This window comes from Streptomyces zaomyceticus (assembly GCF_014656215.1).
In the GTDB taxonomy this organism is placed as follows: Bacteria; Actinomycetota; Actinomycetes; order Streptomycetales; family Streptomycetaceae; genus Streptomyces; species Streptomyces zaomyceticus.
In genome coordinates this window covers 25515-41138 of sequence record NZ_BNBZ01000047.1, presented here as the reverse complement: position 1 = coordinate 41138, position 15624 = coordinate 25515, and the positions used below count along the sequence as shown (strand labels likewise).

Annotated in this window: 10 protein-coding genes; 9 read left to right on the top strand and 1 reads right to left on the bottom strand. The window is 69.0% G+C overall.

Going from position 1 to position 15624, the window contains the following annotated elements; all coding sequences use genetic code 11:
• The first annotated feature begins 279 nt into the window (after positions 1-279).
• Together IE311_RS34495 and acnA are read left to right on the top strand one after the other, a co-directional pair.
• Positions 280-2574: a S9 family peptidase gene (locus IE311_RS34495; protein ID WP_189835829.1), complete on the top strand. Its 2295-nt coding sequence runs from the start codon at positions 280-282 to the stop codon at positions 2572-2574.
• Positions 2575-2786: 212 nt separating this feature from the next.
• Positions 2787-5504 (top strand): aconitate hydratase AcnA, encoded by a 2718-nt coding sequence (gene acnA, locus IE311_RS34490; protein ID WP_308439853.1) that lies wholly within the window; start codon positions 2787-2789, stop codon positions 5502-5504.
• Between the two features lie 103 nt (positions 5505-5607).
• On the opposite strand, the gene IE311_RS34485 is transcribed toward acnA, so the two are convergent.
• Positions 5608-6537: an FG-GAP repeat domain-containing protein gene (locus IE311_RS34485; protein ID WP_189835827.1), complete on the bottom strand. Its 930-nt coding sequence runs from the start codon at positions 6535-6537 to the stop codon at positions 5608-5610.
• 531 nt (positions 6538-7068) lie between these two features.
• Between IE311_RS34485 and ngcE the strand changes: the two genes are divergently transcribed.
• The 7 genes from ngcE to IE311_RS34450 all read left to right on the top strand — a co-directional run bounded on the left by ngcE (position 7069) and on the right by IE311_RS34450 (position 15544).
• Positions 7069-8514, top strand: a complete 1446-nt coding sequence (gene ngcE, locus IE311_RS34480) for an N-acetylglucosamine/diacetylchitobiose ABC transporter substrate-binding protein (RefSeq protein WP_189835826.1) — start codon at positions 7069-7071, stop codon at positions 8512-8514.
• Between the two features lie 101 nt (positions 8515-8615).
• Entirely contained in the window at positions 8616-9545 is a 930-nt protein-coding gene (locus tag IE311_RS34475) for a carbohydrate ABC transporter permease (protein ID WP_189835825.1), read from the top strand.
• A complete protein-coding gene (locus tag IE311_RS34470) occupies positions 9545-10483 on the top strand; it encodes a carbohydrate ABC transporter permease (RefSeq protein ID WP_189835824.1) in 939 nt (312 codons plus the stop codon). Before IE311_RS34475 ends, IE311_RS34470 begins: the two co-directional genes overlap by 1 nt.
• 214 nt (positions 10484-10697) lie before the next feature.
• Positions 10698-11909, top strand: a complete 1212-nt coding sequence (locus IE311_RS34465; RefSeq protein ID WP_189835832.1) for an ROK family transcriptional regulator — start codon at positions 10698-10700, stop codon at positions 11907-11909.
• A gap of 121 nt (positions 11910-12030) precedes the next feature.
• Complete coding sequence (locus tag IE311_RS34460; RefSeq protein WP_189835823.1) at positions 12031-13095, top strand: sugar ABC transporter substrate-binding protein; 1065 nt, start codon at positions 12031-12033, stop codon at positions 13093-13095.
• Between the two features lie 344 nt (positions 13096-13439).
• Positions 13440-14228, top strand: a complete 789-nt coding sequence (locus tag IE311_RS34455) for an ATP-binding cassette domain-containing protein (protein ID WP_167348157.1) — start codon at positions 13440-13442, stop codon at positions 14226-14228.
• Positions 14225-15544, top strand: a complete 1320-nt coding sequence (locus tag IE311_RS34450; RefSeq protein ID WP_373314026.1) for a sugar ABC transporter permease — start codon at positions 14225-14227, stop codon at positions 15542-15544. The genes IE311_RS34455 and IE311_RS34450 overlap by 4 nt, the downstream gene beginning before the upstream one ends.
• Positions 15545-15624: the final 80 nt, after the last annotated feature.

Below are 15624 nucleotides of genomic sequence, written 5' to 3'. Positions count from 1 at the left end.
ATCCACAACGCCCTCGGCAACACCGCCGGCCCCACCCCCGACCTCACCGTCCACGCCACCACCGCCTACGGCGACATCACCGCCCGCAGCCTCTGAACCACGGCGCCCGTCCCCGGCGCCACGGCTGTCGCCACCGCCGTCGCCGCCACGGGTCACCACCGCCGTCACCGCCACGGGTCGCCGCCACGGGGCAGCACCGCAGTCACCGCCAGGGGTCGGGCAGCACCGCAGTCACCACCGCAGTCACCACCACTCTCACCATCGAGGCAGGTCGAAAGAATGAGCACCACTCAGCACTACCAGGCCGCAGAGCGGCTCCTCCGCCGACCCGCCCGCCCCGGTGAGCTCGTCGTCGGCGACAAGGTCAGGCCGCAGTGGACGGACGGCGGCGCCCGCTTCCGGTACACCGTGAGCAACGGTGCCGGCCGGCGGTTCATGCAGGTCGACCCGGCGGCGGGCACCCGCGAGCCGGCCTTCGACCACACCCGGCTGGCCGCCGCGCTCGCCGCCGCCTCCGGGCAGCCGGTCGACCCCGAGGCCCTGCCGTTCGCCGCCGTCGAAACGGCCGGGAACGCCGTGGAGTTCGTGGCGTTCGGCGCGTACTGGCGCTGCGGCCTGGACGACTACGTCTGCGAGCCGGCCGAGTTCACGCCGCCGGGCAACCCGCTGGAGGTCCCGTCGCCCGACAGGAAGCACGCGGTGTTCCTGCGGGGGCACGACCTGTGGGCGCGCTCGCTGTCCGACGGCCGCGAGTGGGCGCTGACCACCGACGGCGCACCCGACCACGCGTACGGCTCCGGCCCGGCATCCACGGGCAACGCCACCCTGCTGCGCAAGATCGGCCTGCCCCATCTGCCGCCCGCGCTGGCCTGGTCGCCCGACTCGACGAAGGTCCTCACCCACCGGACCGACGAGCGGGCCGTACGGCGGACCCACCTCGTGGAGGCCGCGCCCGCCGACGGCGGCGCGCCCCGCACCCACTCCCAGCGGTACGCCTACGCCGGGGACGAGCACCTGCCGCTGGCCGAGCTGGTCGTCCTCGACGTCACCGCGGGGACGGTGGTCCGCGCGCAGGCCGAACCGCTGCTCATGCCGGTGTTCTCGCCGGTCGCGGCCCGGTGGGCGTGGTGGGCCCCGGACGGCTCGGCGGTGTACTACCTCGGCCGGCCCCGCGATCCGCGGGCGCTCACCCTGTACCGCCTCGACCCGGCCACCGGGGAGGTCGCCGCGGTGCTCACGGAGACCGGGGAGACCCGTGTGGAGCCCAACCAGTTCATGACCGAGCCGCCGATCGTGCGGGTCCTCGCCGACGAGGTGCTGTGGTACTCGCAGCGGGACGGCTGGGGCCATCTCCACCGGTACGACTTGCGCACCGGCGCGCCGCTGGGGCAGGTCACCTCCGGACCGTGGGCGGTACGGCAGATCCTGCGCGTCGACGAGGCCGAGCGGGTGGTGTACTTCACCGCCTCCGGGCTGGTGGACGAGGACCCCTACCGGCGCTCGGTGTGCCGGGTCGGTCTGGACGGTTCCGGATTCGCGAGGATCACGGACGACGCGCTGGACCACGTGGTCACCGTGGCGGACGACCGGGCGTACCCGGACGGCCAGGAGTACTTCGTCGACTCCGCGTCCACCGTCGACACCCCGCCGGTCACCCGCGTCCGTGACTGGAGCGGACGGGTGCTCGTCGAGCTGGAGCACGCCGACATCGGGAAGCTCGCCGCCACCGGCTGGACGCCGCCGGAGCGTTTCCGCGTCAAGGCCGCCGACGGGGTGACGGACATCTACGGGGTGCTGTACCGGCCGCGGGGCTTCGACCCCGCCGAGCGCTACCCGGTGGTGGACAACCTCTACCCGGGTCCGCAGGTCAACCGGGTCGCCCCGTGCTTCGACCCCGGCGGTATGGGCATGGACGCGGAGCCTCTCGCGGCGCTGGGCTTCGTGGTGGTGGCGCTGGACGGGCGCGGCACCCCGGGGCGGAGCAAGTCCTTCCACGACGCGTCCTACGGCCGGCTGGTCGACGCGGGCTGTCTGGCCGACCATGTCGCGGCGCTGCGGCAGCTGGCCGCGGACCGGCCGTGGATGGACCTGGACCGGGTGGGGGCGTTCGGTCACTCCGGGGGTGGTTTCGCCGCGGCGCGGGCGATGCTCGACTTCCCCGGGACGTACCGGACCGGGGTCGCCCTCTCCGGCTCGCATGACGCCCGCTTCTTCAATCCGGGCTTCGTGGAGGCGTACGACGGCGCGGACGCTCCCGAGGCCTGGGCCCGTACGGCCGGCCCGGACCTCACGGACCGGCCGGTGGGCAGGCTGTTGCTCGTCCACGGCGAGATGGACGACCAGGTCCACCCGCAGCACACCCTGCGGCTGGCCGAACGGCTCCTCGCGGCCGGCAAGGACTTCGAGCTGCTCCTGGTGCCCGGGGCGGAGCACACGTTCCTCGACTGCCTGGCCTTCGTGCGGACCCGCTGCTGGGACTTCCTGGTGCGCGAGCTGATGGGGACGCGACCCCCGGCGTACCGCCCCGCTCCGATCGCGGTCGGCCCCGAGCTGCTCGGTGAGATGTTCGCCTGAGCGCGACACCGGGGAGGCGGTCACGGGCAGCCGGGCATGACCCGGCGGCGGGGATGCACTAGAGTTATCTCGACATCGAGATAACTGCTTACGGCGCACCGTGGCCGCCCACCCGGTAAGGCTTACCTAACTAAGTCTTACCTTAGCGGATCGGCGAGGAGTCGTGGCGGCAGCATGGCGGTAATACGCGCACATTGATGAAGGAGACTGTCGTGTCGGCGAACAGCTTCGACGCCCGCAGCACGCTGCGCGTGGGCGACGAGTCGTACGAGATCTTCAAGCTGGACAAGGTCGAGGGCTCCGCGCGCCTCCCGTACAGCCTGAAGGTCCTCCTGGAGAACCTGCTCCGCACCGAGGACGGCGCGAACATCACCGCCGACCACATCCGGGCCCTGGGCAGCTGGGACTCGCAGGCCCAGCCGAGCCAGGAGATCCAGTTCACGCCGGCCCGCGTGATCATGCAGGACTTCACCGGCGTTCCCTGTGTCGTCGACCTCGCCACCATGCGCGAGGCCGTGGCGGCCCTCGGCGGCGACCCGGCGAAGATCAACCCGCTCTCCCCGGCCGAGATGGTCATCGACCACTCCGTCATCGCCGACAAGTTCGGCACGAACTCCGCCTTCGCGGAGAACGTCGAGCTGGAGTACGGCCGCAACAAGGAGCGCTACCAGTTCCTGCGCTGGGGCCAGACCGCCTTCGACGACTTCAAGGTCGTCCCCCCGGGCACCGGCATCGTCCACCAGGTGAACATCGAGCACCTGGCCCGTACGGTCATGGTCCGCAACGGCCAGGCGTACCCCGACACCCTCGTCGGCACCGACTCGCACACCACCATGGTCAACGGCCTCGGTGTGCTGGGCTGGGGCGTCGGCGGCATCGAGGCCGAGGCCGCGATGCTCGGCCAGCCGGTCTCCATGCTCATCCCGCGCGTCGTCGGCTTCAAGCTGACCGGCGAGCTCCCGGCCGGCACCACCGCCACCGACCTGGTCCTCACGATCACCGAGATGCTGCGCAAGCACGGCGTCGTCGGCAAGTTCGTCGAGTTCTACGGTGAGGGCGTCGCCGCCACCTCCCTCGCGAACCGCGCCACCATCGGCAACATGTCGCCGGAGTTCGGCTCCACCGCCGCCGTCTTCCCGATCGACGGCGAGACCCTGAACTACCTCAAGCTGACCGGCCGCTCCGCGCAGCAGGTCGCGCTGGTCGAGGCGTACGCCAAGGAGCAGGGCCTCTGGCTCGACCCGGCCGCCGAGCCGGACTTCTCCGAGAAGCTGGAGCTCGACCTCTCCACGGTCGTCCCCTCCATCGCCGGCCCGAAGCGCCCGCAGGACCGCATCGTCCTCGCGAACGCCGCCGCGCAGTTCGCCCAGGACGTCCGCAACTACGTGGACGAGACGGACGAGGCGGGCAAGGAGTCCTTCCCGGCCTCCGACGCCCCGGCGAACCACCCCAACGGCGCCCCGTCGAAGCCGGTCACCGTCACGGCCCCCGACGGCTCGACCTACGAGATCGACCACGGCGCCGTCACCGTCGCCGCGATCACCTCCTGCACCAACACGTCGAACCCGTACGTGATGGTCGCCGCCGCGCTCGTCGCGAAGAAGGCCACCGAGAAGGGCCTGACCCGCAAGCCGTGGGTCAAGACCACCCTCGCCCCGGGCTCGAAGGTCGTCACCGACTACTTCGACAAGGCGGGTCTCACCCCGTACCTCGACAAGGTCGGCTTCAACCTCGTCGGCTACGGCTGCACCACCTGCATCGGCAACTCCGGCCCGCTGCCGGAGGAGGTCTCCAAGGCCATCAACGAGCACGACCTCGCCGTGACCTCGGTGCTCTCGGGCAACCGTAACTTCGAGGGTCGTATCAACCCCGACGTCAAGATGAACTACCTGGCCTCCCCGCCGCTGGTCGTCGCGTACGCCCTCGCGGGTTCCATGAAGGTGGACATCACCAAGGACGCCCTCGGCGTCGACCAGGACGGCAAGCCCGTCTACCTGGCCGACATCTGGCCGACGGAGGCCGAGGTCAACGACGTCGTCGCCAACGCCATCGGCGAGGACATGTTCAACAAGTCCTACCAGGACGTCTTCGCGGGCGACGCCCAGTGGCAGGCGCTGTCGATCCCGACCGGCAACACCTTCGAGTGGGACACCGAGTCCACCTACGTGCGGAAGCCCCCGTACTTCGAGGGCATGACGATGGAGACCACCCCGGTCACCGACATCGTCGGCGCCCGCGTGCTGGCCAAGCTGGGCGACTCGGTCACCACCGACCACATCTCCCCGGCCGGTGCGATCAAGGCCGACACCCCGGCCGGCAAGTACCTCACCGAGCACGGTGTGGAGCGTCGTGACTTCAACTCCTACGGCTCGCGCCGTGGCAACCACGAGGTCATGATCCGCGGCACCTTCGCCAACATCCGCCTGCGCAACCAGATCGCGCCGGGCACCGAGGGCGGCTTCACCCGCGACTTCACCGTCGAGGGCGCGCCGGTGTCGTTCATCTACGACGCCTCGCAGAACTACCAGGCCGCCGGCACCCCGCTGGTCATCCTGGGCGGCAAGGAGTACGGCTCCGGCTCGTCCCGCGACTGGGCCGCCAAGGGCACCGCACTCCTCGGCGTCAAGGCCGTCATCACCGAGTCGTACGAGCGCATCCACCGCTCGAACCTCATCGGCATGGGCGTCCTGCCGCTCCAGTTCCCGGCCGGCCAGTCGGCCGACTCGCTCGGCCTGACCGGCGAGGAGACCTTCTCCATCGCGGGTGTCACGGAGCTGAACGAGGGCACCACGCCGAGCACGGTCAAGGTCACCACCGACACCGGTGTCGAGTTCGACGCGGTCGTCCGCATCGACACCCCCGGTGAGGCGGACTACTACCGCAACGGCGGCATCATGCAGTACGTGCTCCGCAACCTGATCCGTGGCTGAAACCGGCCTCGGCCGATGATCTGATCGGGTAGGACGCAAAGGGCCCCGCTCCTCGGAAGAGGAGCGGGGCCCTTCGTTCGTTCACCCGTGGGTGGACGAAGGATCAGAACATGAGGCGGTAGGTGTTCCAGCCGCTGGTGCCGATCACGACGCGCGGCTTGAACGGCGCGCCGGCGCTGCCCGTGCCCGAGTAGCGGTAGAGCTTGCCGGACGTGTCGCGCGCGATCAGGTCGCTGCGGCCGTCCCAGTCGAGGTCGCCCACACCCAGGAGGTAGTTGTAGGAGCCCCAGCCGCCACCGATCTTGGTGCGGCCGGTGAAGGGGGCCTTCCAGTCGCCGGTGCCCTTGTACAGCCACAGGATGCCGGAGGCGTCCTTGGCGACGATGTCGGCCTTGCCGTCACCGCTCAGGTCGCCGACGCCGGCGATCTGGTTGTAGGCGTTCCAGCCGCCACCGATCTTGGTGCGGGGAGCGACCTTGCCGTTGCCGTAGCCGAGGTACAGCCACAGGACGCCGGACGCGTCGCGGGCGATGATGTCCGCGGCCGCGCCGCCACCGAGCTGACCCGGGGAGACGATCTTGTTGTAGGCGTTCCAGCCGCCACCGATGGTGGTGAACGACGTGTCGCTGGACTCGCCGGCGGCGTACGCCATGGTGCCGGAGGTGTACCAGATCCAGGTGTCGTCGGCGATGCCGTCGCCGTCGTTGTCCGCCTGCTGGGCGTTCTTGACGCTGCCCCAGGTGCCGGTGGCCCACTCGCGGGCCTCGTAGCCACCGGAGCCGTTGGGCTCGTAGTAGTAGAGGGTGGAGCCCTGGACGCCGCCCAGGAAGCGGAGCTCGGCGTCGGCGGCGGCCGCGGTGGTGCTCGCGGCGGAGGCGGCCGGGGCGGTGGTGGTCGGCTTGACAGCCGCGGCGCTCTGCGGCGCGTCCGCCGCCACCGCGGCCGTGGTGGTGCCCACGAGGGCGGCCGTTATGGCGGCCACGGTGATACGGGACAGGACGCCCGTGCGGTTCAGGCCAGAAGAGTTGGCCACGTAGTACTCCAGATCCGAGAGGAAAAAAGGCAGGTTCCCGCCTCGCGGCCGTACGCGACGGCCGTACACGGCGGGACCCCCATGATCCCGGATCGTCCTTACAAGACCTTCACCGGGAGGCGGGTCTGTGACACAACTGTTTCGATCCCGGTCATATGTCCCTCTTTGTGCCCGCGGATCCGGCCGGCAGGTGCCGCCACCCCCGCCGCGTCCCCCAGTACGGGCTGATCTGAGGAAGTGTCAAGGGTATTGACAGACGAATGGTTGGACGAAACGCCGCAGATCGAGCCTGCTTATCCCGGAGGTCTCAACTCGGGAAAGATGGCCGTCGAAACCTGCTTTCGATCTTGCTCAGGCGAAGGGAAGTGGACTATACCTGTCGGCGTCCAGCCAGTCGTTTCCATCACACGACGGCCCGACGCCTGCACGACCCGGCTGCAAATGACCGCGGTGGCGGGGCCCTTCGCCTGTGGCGAGAGTACGGGCGACCGGTACACCGCCTGAGTCCTGAATGAAGGCGAGGACTTGAGCATGGGATCCACCTCCGCACACACCAATGAGGGCCTTGGCCGTCGCGATCTGATCAAGCGTTCTGCCGCTATCGGTCTGATCTCCGTACCGACGATGGGCTTCCTCTCCGCCTGTGCGAGCAGTGACAGTGGTGGCAACGGAAAGGTCGAGAAGGGCACGAAGTCCGAAAAGAACCCGCTCGCGGTGAACGAGTCGGCACCGCTCGATTTCGTCCTCTTCGACGGTGGATTCGGACAGCAGTACGCCAAGGACGCGGTCAAGATCTATGAGACCAATTACCCCAAGGCGAAGGTCAAGTTCACCCCGACCCAGAAGATCACCACCACGCTGCAGCCGCGCTTCAACGGTGGCAACCCGCCGGACCTCATCGACAACTCCGGCGCCGAGCAGATGGACATGGGTGTCCTCGTCGGCCAGAAGCAGCTCGCGGACCTCACCCCGCTCCTGGACGCGCCGTCCATCGACGACCCCAAGAAGACGGTCCGTGACACCCTGCGGCCGGGCATCGTCGAGATGGGCCAGTTCGACGGCCAGCCCTGCTGGATCCTGAACTACGCCTACACGGTCTACGGCGTCTGGTACTCGCAGAAGCTCCTCGACTCGCTCGACGCGAAGTACCCGGAGACCTGGGACGAGATGATCGCCGTCTGCGAGAAGGCGAAGAAGAAGGGCATCGCCGCCTGGACGTACGCGGGCAAGCACCCGTACTACGTCCCCTTCTCGCTGTACCCGATGATCGCCAAGGTCGGCGGCCGCGAGGTCCTGGACGCCATCGACAACCTGGAGCCGAAGGCCTGGGAGCACCCCGCGGTCAAGGCGTGTTTCGAGGCGTACTACGAGCTCGTGAGGAAGGGGTACATCCTCAAGGGCACCCCCGGCCTCGACCACATCCAGTCGCAGACCGCCTGGACCGAGGGCAAGGCGCTGTTCATCCCGAACGGCTCCTGGGTCGAGAACGAGGCCGCGAAGACCATGCCGGCCGACTTCGGCCTGGCCGTCTCCGGCCCGACCGGCCTCGACGCCTCGGACAAGATGCCGTTCGGCACCATCTGGGCGGCCGGCGGCGAGCCCTTCATCGTCCCGGCGAAGGCGGCGAACCCCGCGGGAGGCATGGAGCAGCTGCGCATCATGCTCAGCGAGGCCTCCTCCAAGAACTTCACCCAGTCGGTGAAGTCCCTGACGGCCCTGAACGGCGGCACCGACGGCATCGAGCTCTCCCCGGGCCTCAAGTCCGGCGTCGCGGCGCTGGAGAAGGCCGGTCAGAATGTGGTCAACCCGCGCCTGCAGGACTGGTACGTCGCCCTTCAGAAGGAGAAGATCGGTGTCGCCGGCATCGGTGAGCTGATGGCGGGCCGCGCGACCCCGGCCGAGACGATCAAGAAGATCCAGAAGTACGCCGACGAGGCGGCCCAGGACTCCTCGATCAAGCACTACAAGCACCAGTGAGCAGTGCCGGGGCCCCTTCCCGCCGACCGGGAGCGGGCCCCGGCCCCCATAGCGCGTGGCACCAGCGGCGCGCCTCCGCGGGAAGATCGGGGTCGGTAGGAATGCAACACGGCAAGTACCGTTTCATCGTGGGGTTCCTGGCGGCCCCCCTCGCGCTCTACGCGCTCTTCGTCGTCTGGCCGTTCATCCAGTCCATCTACTACTCGTTCACGGACTGGACCGGACTGAGCCCCGAATTCGGGATGGTCGGATTCGACAACTACAGCAGAATGCTGGACGACGAGGTCTTCTGGAAGTCGTTCCAGCACAGTCTGACCTTCGCGGTGGTGCTGCCGCTGGTGACCGTCGGACTCGCGCTGTTCTTCGCCTTCATGCTCAATGTCGGCGGTCGGCGCCGTAGGGGCGCGGCCATCGCGGGTGTGCGCGGATCGTCTTTCTACAAGATTGTCTATTTCTTCCCGCAGGTGCTGTCGATCGCGATCGTGGCGCTGCTCTTCCAGTTCGCGTACAACCCGAACAGCGGAGCCATCAATTCCGTTTTGAAGGGTGTCGGTCTCGGCAGTGTCCAGCCGGACTGGCTCGGCGATCCGGACCTCGCCCTCATCTGCGTGATGATCGTCCTCGTCTGGTCCACCGTCGGATTCTTCGTCGTCCTCTTCTCGGCCGGCATGGCGTCCATTCCGCGGGACTTCTACGAGGCGGCCCTGCTGGACGGCGCGAACCGTTTCACCACGTTCTTCAAGATCACCCTGCCGCTGCTCTGGGACACCGTGCAGTCGGGCTGGATCTACATGGGCATCCTGGCGCTCGGCGCGGAATCCTTCGCCGTCGTCCAGATCATGACCGTCGGCCCCAGCGGCGGCGGGCCCGACTACTCGACCATCGTCCTTCCGCTGTACGTGTACCAGAAGGCGTTCCGGGACGGTCAGGCCGCCTACGCAACGACCATCGGTGTCGCGCTCCTCCTCGTCACGCTGGCCTTCGCGGCCGTCGTGATGAAGCTGGGCCGGCGCGAGCGGCTGGAGTTCTGATGAAGACGACCGACACTGCCCCCACCGGCGTCGAGACCCCCGGCTCCCCGGGCGGCTCGGGACCCGTGGTCACCAAGGCGACGGTGGCCACACCCCGCAAGCGGTCCAAGAGCGAGGGCGCGACCCTCAACGTCTTCTCGCACGGCGTCCTGATCATCTGGGCGATCATGGTCGTCATGCCGCTGCTCTGGGCGGTCATGACCTCGTTCAAGACCGACAAGGCGATCTTCACCTCGCCGTGGGCGCTGCCCGACAAGCTGCACTTCGAGAACTGGTCGCGCGCCTGGACAGAGGCGCACATGAGCGACTACTTCCTGAACACGATCCTGGTGGTCGGCGGCTCACTGTTCGGCACGCTGCTCCTCGGCTCGATGGCGGCCTACGTCCTGGCCCGCTTCGACTTCCCGGGCAACCGCTTCATCTACTTCCTCTTCATCGGAGGGATGAGCTTCCCGATCATCCTGGCGCTCGTGCCGCTGTTCTACGTGATGCAGAACATGGCCCTGCTCAACACCCTGCACGGCCTGATCCTCGTCTACATCGCGTACTCGCTGCCGTTCACCGTCTTCTTCCTCACCGCCTTCTTCCGGACGCTGCCCAGCTCCGTCGCGGAAGCGGCCTTCGTCGACGGCGCCTCGCACACCCGGACCTTCTTCCAGGTGATGCTGCCGATGGCCAAGCCGGGCCTCATCAGCGTCGGCATCTTCAACTTCCTCGGTCAGTGGAACCAGTACCTGCTGCCGACGGTGCTCAATACCGAGCCGGAGAAGAAGGTGCTCTCGCAGGGTCTGGTCCAGCTCGCCGTCAGCCAGGGCTACAAGGGCGACTGGTCCGGTCTCTTCGCCGGTCTGGTGATGGCGATGCTCCCCGTGCTCGCCGCCTACATCATCTTCCAGCGGCAGGTGGTGGCCGGTCTGACCGCCGGCGCCGTGAAGTGATCCCGGGGCCCCTCCGGCCCCTTCCTCCCGACCCCGAAGGGCCCCCGGCGCACCGCGCGCCGGGGGCCCTTCCCGTTCCCCGGCGCCGGGGGAGAGCGGCCTCGGGCACCGTGTGACACAGACCCTCCGCCACTCAAGGTCTTGACGGGGAGCAAGCCGAAAGCGTCCCCTTAGAGTTCACATGTTGGAGAAAACGGTGGGAGTGAGTGAGTCGATGGAGACTCCGGGGTCGCAGACGTCTCTGCACAGGGCCAATCTCGAACGGGTCGTCCGGGCGGTGCGGATGGCCGGCTCGCTGACCCAGGCGGAGATCGCCCGGGCGACGGGCCTGTCCGCCGCCACGGTCTCCAACATCGTCCGGGAGCTGAAGGACGGCGGCACCGTCGACGTCACACCCACCTCCGCGGGCGGCCGCCGGGCCCGCAGCGTCTCGCTCTCCGGGGACGCCGGGATCGTGATCGGCGTCGACTTCGGCCACACCCACCTCCGGGTCGCCGTGGGCAACCTCGCCCATCAGGTGCTCGCCGAGGAGGCCGAGCCGCTGGACGTGGACGCCTCGGCCGCCGAGGGCTTCGACCGGGCGGAACAGCTGGTCAAGCGGCTCATCCTGGCCACCGGGATCGGCCCGGACAAGGTGATCGGCGTCGGGCTCGGCGTACCCGGTCCGATCGACGTCTCCTCGGGGACCCTCGGCTCGACCTCGATCCTGCCGGGCTGGAGCGGGATCAACCCCGCCGAGGAGCTCTCGGGCCGGCTCGGCGTCCCCGTGCACGTCGACAACGACGCCAACCTGGGCGCGCTCGGCGAACTCGTCTGGGGCAGCGGGCGGGGCGTCAAGGACCTGGCGTACATCAAGGTGGCCAGCGGTGTCGGCGCCGGCCTCGTCATCGACGGGCGGGTCTACCGGGGTCCCGGGGGCACCGCGGGGGAGATCGGGCACATCACGCTCGACGAGTCGGGCCCGGTCTGCCGGTGCGGCAACCGGGGCTGCCTGGAGACCTTCACCGCCGCCCGGTACGTGCTGCCGCTGCTCCAGCCCGGTCACGGCCCCGATCTGACCATGGAACGGGTCGTCCAGCTGGCCCGCGAGGGCGACCCCGGCTGCCGCCGGGTGATCGCCGACGTCGGGCGCCACATCGGCAGCGGTATCGCCAACCTCTGCAACCTTCTGAACCCGAGTCGGGTGGTGCTCGGCGGCGACCTGGCGGAGGCCGGAGAGCTGGTTCTGGCGCCCATCAGGGACTCCGTCTCGCGGTATGCGATCCCCAGTGCCGCCCGGCAGCTCTCGCTGGCTCAGGGGGCCCTCGGAGGGCGCGCGGAGGTGCTCGGCGCACTGGCCCTCGTGCTGAGTGAAATGGGCGATTCGACCCTGTTGGAGAGTGCGCTGCCGACGGCCGCGCCTGCCTCCCGTCTTGCCTTCACTTAGATAACGAACACCACCGTTGTCATCTCGTTAAGAATTTACTTCTTGACGGCAACGTTGCGGCCGAGTTGACTTCGGGACACCTCGGCCGCAACGTCGCGGCCTCGTCAGGGAGGCAACCCACATGAACGCAGTGACGCGTCGTGCCGTCATAGCAACGGCCGCGGTTTCGATGGCTCTCTCGCTCGCCGCCTGCGGCCAGGCCGGCGGCGGTGACAAGGAAGACAAGGGCAGCTCGACCAAGATCGGTCTGCTCCTTCCGGAGAACAAGACCTCGCGCTACGAGGCCCTGGACAAGCCCCAGTTCGAGAAGGCCGTCAAGGCCGCGTGCGGCGACTGCGAGGTCGTGTACAACAACGCGGTCTCCGACGTCGTCAAGCAGAAGCAGCAGTTCGACCAGCTGATCGCCGACGGCATCAAGGTCATCGCGCTCGACCCGGTCGACGCCACCAAGGCCGAGGGCTGGATCGCCGAGGCCAAGGCCAAGGGCGTCAAGGTCGTCGCGTACGACCGTGCCGTCAAGGGCGCCGACGCCTACGTCAGCCACGACAACAACAAGGTCGGCGAGCTCCAGGGCCAGGCCCTCCTCGCGGCCCTCGGCGGCAAGGCCGCCTCCGCCAACGTCGTGATGATCAACGGCGACGAGAAGGACCCCAACGCCGCGCTGTTCAAGAAGGGCGCCCACACCGCGCTCGACGGCAAGGTCGGCAAGATCGCCTACGAGGCCTCCGGCGAGTGGGACCCGAAGGTCGCCGGCGAGAAGATGTCCGCCGCGATCTCCTCGGTCGGCAAGGACAAGATCGGCGCCGTCTACTCCGCGAACGACGGCATGGCGGGTGGCATCGTCACCTCCCTCGAGAACGCCGGCATCAAGAACATCCCGGTGGGCGGTCAGGACGCCGAGGTCGCGGGCATCCAGCGGATCATCGCCGGTTCGCAGACCTTCACGATCTACAAGTCGCCGCTCCAGCTGGCCCCCGAGGCCGCCAAGTTCGCGGTGAACCTGCTCCAGGGCAAGGACCTCGGCGCCCAGGGCGCGACCGACGGCGTGCCGTCGACGCTCTTCCCGCCGGTGGTGGTCGACAAGACCAACATCCAGACCACGGTGATCCAGGACGGCATCTACAAGGCCGCCGACCTCTGCACCTCGGACCTGGCCGCCAAGTGCACGGCTCTGGGCATCAAGTAACCCCCTGAGCCGAGCCCGCCGGGCCTCATGGCCCGGCGTCACGGATCCCGCCGTCCCGCCCCCGTACAGAGGATGAACACCCCTCCAGAGGGTGACGAGCCTTCCAGAGGGTGAACGCGCCTCCCCGGAGGGTGAGCGCCTCTCGAGGTGAGCACCCCCCCCGGAGGGTGAACACCCCGTACGGCCGCCCGGCGCACGACGACCGGATCCGCCCCCCTGCCCGTCCGGCCCCCGGCCGACCCAGACCCCGCTGTCGGTCCGGGGGCCGGACGAGCTCAGCCCCCCTCGAACTTTGGCGCTGCACCGGCGGCGCGACATGCCGCCGCCCGCGCGCGGCGAAGGAGTTGGTTCACGTGTCCCAGACGCCCGTGTTGGCGTTGCGCGGGATCTTCAAGCGATTCGGAGCGGTTCAGGTCCTCTCCGGTGTCGATCTCGAAGTCCACGCAGGAGAGGTCGTCGCGCTCGTCGGCGACAACGGAGCGGGTAAGTCCACGCTGGTCAAGACGATCGCCGGCGTGCACCCCATCGACGAGGGCGTCATCGAGTGGGAGGGCGAGCAGGTCGAGATCCAGCGCCCGCACGACTCCCAGAACCTCGGTGTCGCGACCGTCTACCAGGACCTCGCGCTCTGCGACAACCTCGACGTCGTGGCCAACCTGTTCCTCGGCCGCGAGATCAAGAAGGGCGGCGTCCTCGACGAGGTCGCCATGGAGAAGCGGGCCAAGGACCTGCTCTCCACGCTCTCCATCCGCATCCCCAGCGTCCGCATCCCCGTCGCAGCCCTCTCCGGCGGTCAGCGCCAGGTCGTCGCCATCGCGCGCGCCCTGGTCGGCGACCCCAAGATCGTGATCCTGGACGAGCCGACCGCCGCCCTCGGCGTCGAGCAGACCGCCCAGGTCCTCGACCTGGTCGAGCGGCTGCGCGAGCAGGGCCTCGGCGTCATCCTCATCAGCCACAACATGGCCGATGTGAAGGCCGTCGCCGACACCGTGGCCGTGCTGCGCCTGGGCCGCAACAACGGCACCTTCCCGGTGGCCACCACCACGCACGAAGAGATCATCGCCGCGATCACCGGTGCCACGGACAACGCCGTGACCCGTCGCCAGGCGCGCAACGCGGAGGTAGCGAAGTGAGCAACACCCCTTCCACCGCGAGCGACGAGGCCTCCGTGCCCGAGCCGCGCACCGCCGACGAGCAGGCCCCGGTGACCGAGACCCCGGCCGCAGCCGCGATCCCCGCCGTCGACCCCCGCCTCCTCGTCCGCGAGCAGGGCTTCAAGGGGTACGTCGAGGAGTTCAAGCGCAAGATCCGCTCCGGTGAGATCGGCTCGCTGCCCGTCGTGGTCGGCCTGATCGTCATCGGCATCGTCTTCCAGGCGCTCACCGGCAACTTCATCACCTCGTACAACCTGGACCAGATCACGCTGTACGCGGTCGGCCCCGGCATCATGGCCGTCGGCATCGTCTTCGTGCTGCTGCTCGGCGAGATCGACCTCGCGGTCGGCTCCGTGGCGGGCCTGGCCGGCTCGGTCTGGGGCGTCCTCGGCACCGACATGCCGGACGGCCTCGCGATCCTCCTCGGCATCCTCTCCGGCACCCTCCTCGGCGCCTTCCACGGTCTGGTCTTCGCCAAGATCGGCGTGCCCGCCTTCGTCGTCACCCTCGCGGGCTTCCTCGGCTGGGCCGGCCTCCAGACCTGGGTGATGGGGGACAAGTCCACCATCCCCACGCCGATCGGCAGCTTCGTCGCCGACCTCACCAAGTACTACTTCGCCGACGTCGCCGCCGCCTACGGCCTCGCCGTGGTCGTCGTCGCCGCCTTCTACCTCGCCCAGCTGCGCGACTCCCGCCGCCGCAAGGCCGCCGAGCTGCCGCACCGCCCGCAGAGCGAGATCATCCTGCGCACCGCGATCCTCGCGGTCCTGGTCCTCGTCGCCGCCTACGGCTTCAACCAGGAGCAGGGCCTGCCGCTCTCCCTGGTCATCTTCCTGGTGATCCTGCTCGTCACCGACTTCGTGCTCCGCCGCACCACGTACGGCCGCCAGGTCTTCGCGGTCGGCGGTGGCATCGAGGCCGCCCGCCGCGCCGGTATCAACGTCTCGTGGATCCGGATCTCGGTCTTCATGATCTCCGGCACGATGGGCGCCATCGGCGGTCTCTTCCTCGCCTCCGCGACCGGCGGCGCCGACCGCTCCCTCGGCGGCGGCAACCAGCTGATGATGTGCATCGCCGCGGCGGTCATCGGCGGTACGTCCCTGTTCGGCGGACGCGGCAAGGTCTGGTCGGCGCTCCTCGGCATCCTGGTCATCCAGTCGATCGTCCAGGGCCTCAACCAGATGAACCTGTCCTCGAACGCGATCCAGTACATGATCACCGGAGCGGTCCTGCTCATCGCCGTGATCATCGACTCGGTCTCCCGCAAGACGCAGAAGACTGCAGGACGCGCCTGACGGCTCCGTCCCGCACGCAGCACAACCGGGTCACGCGCGCGCGTAACGCTCGCCACACCGCCCGGCGCCGTGAAACCGGC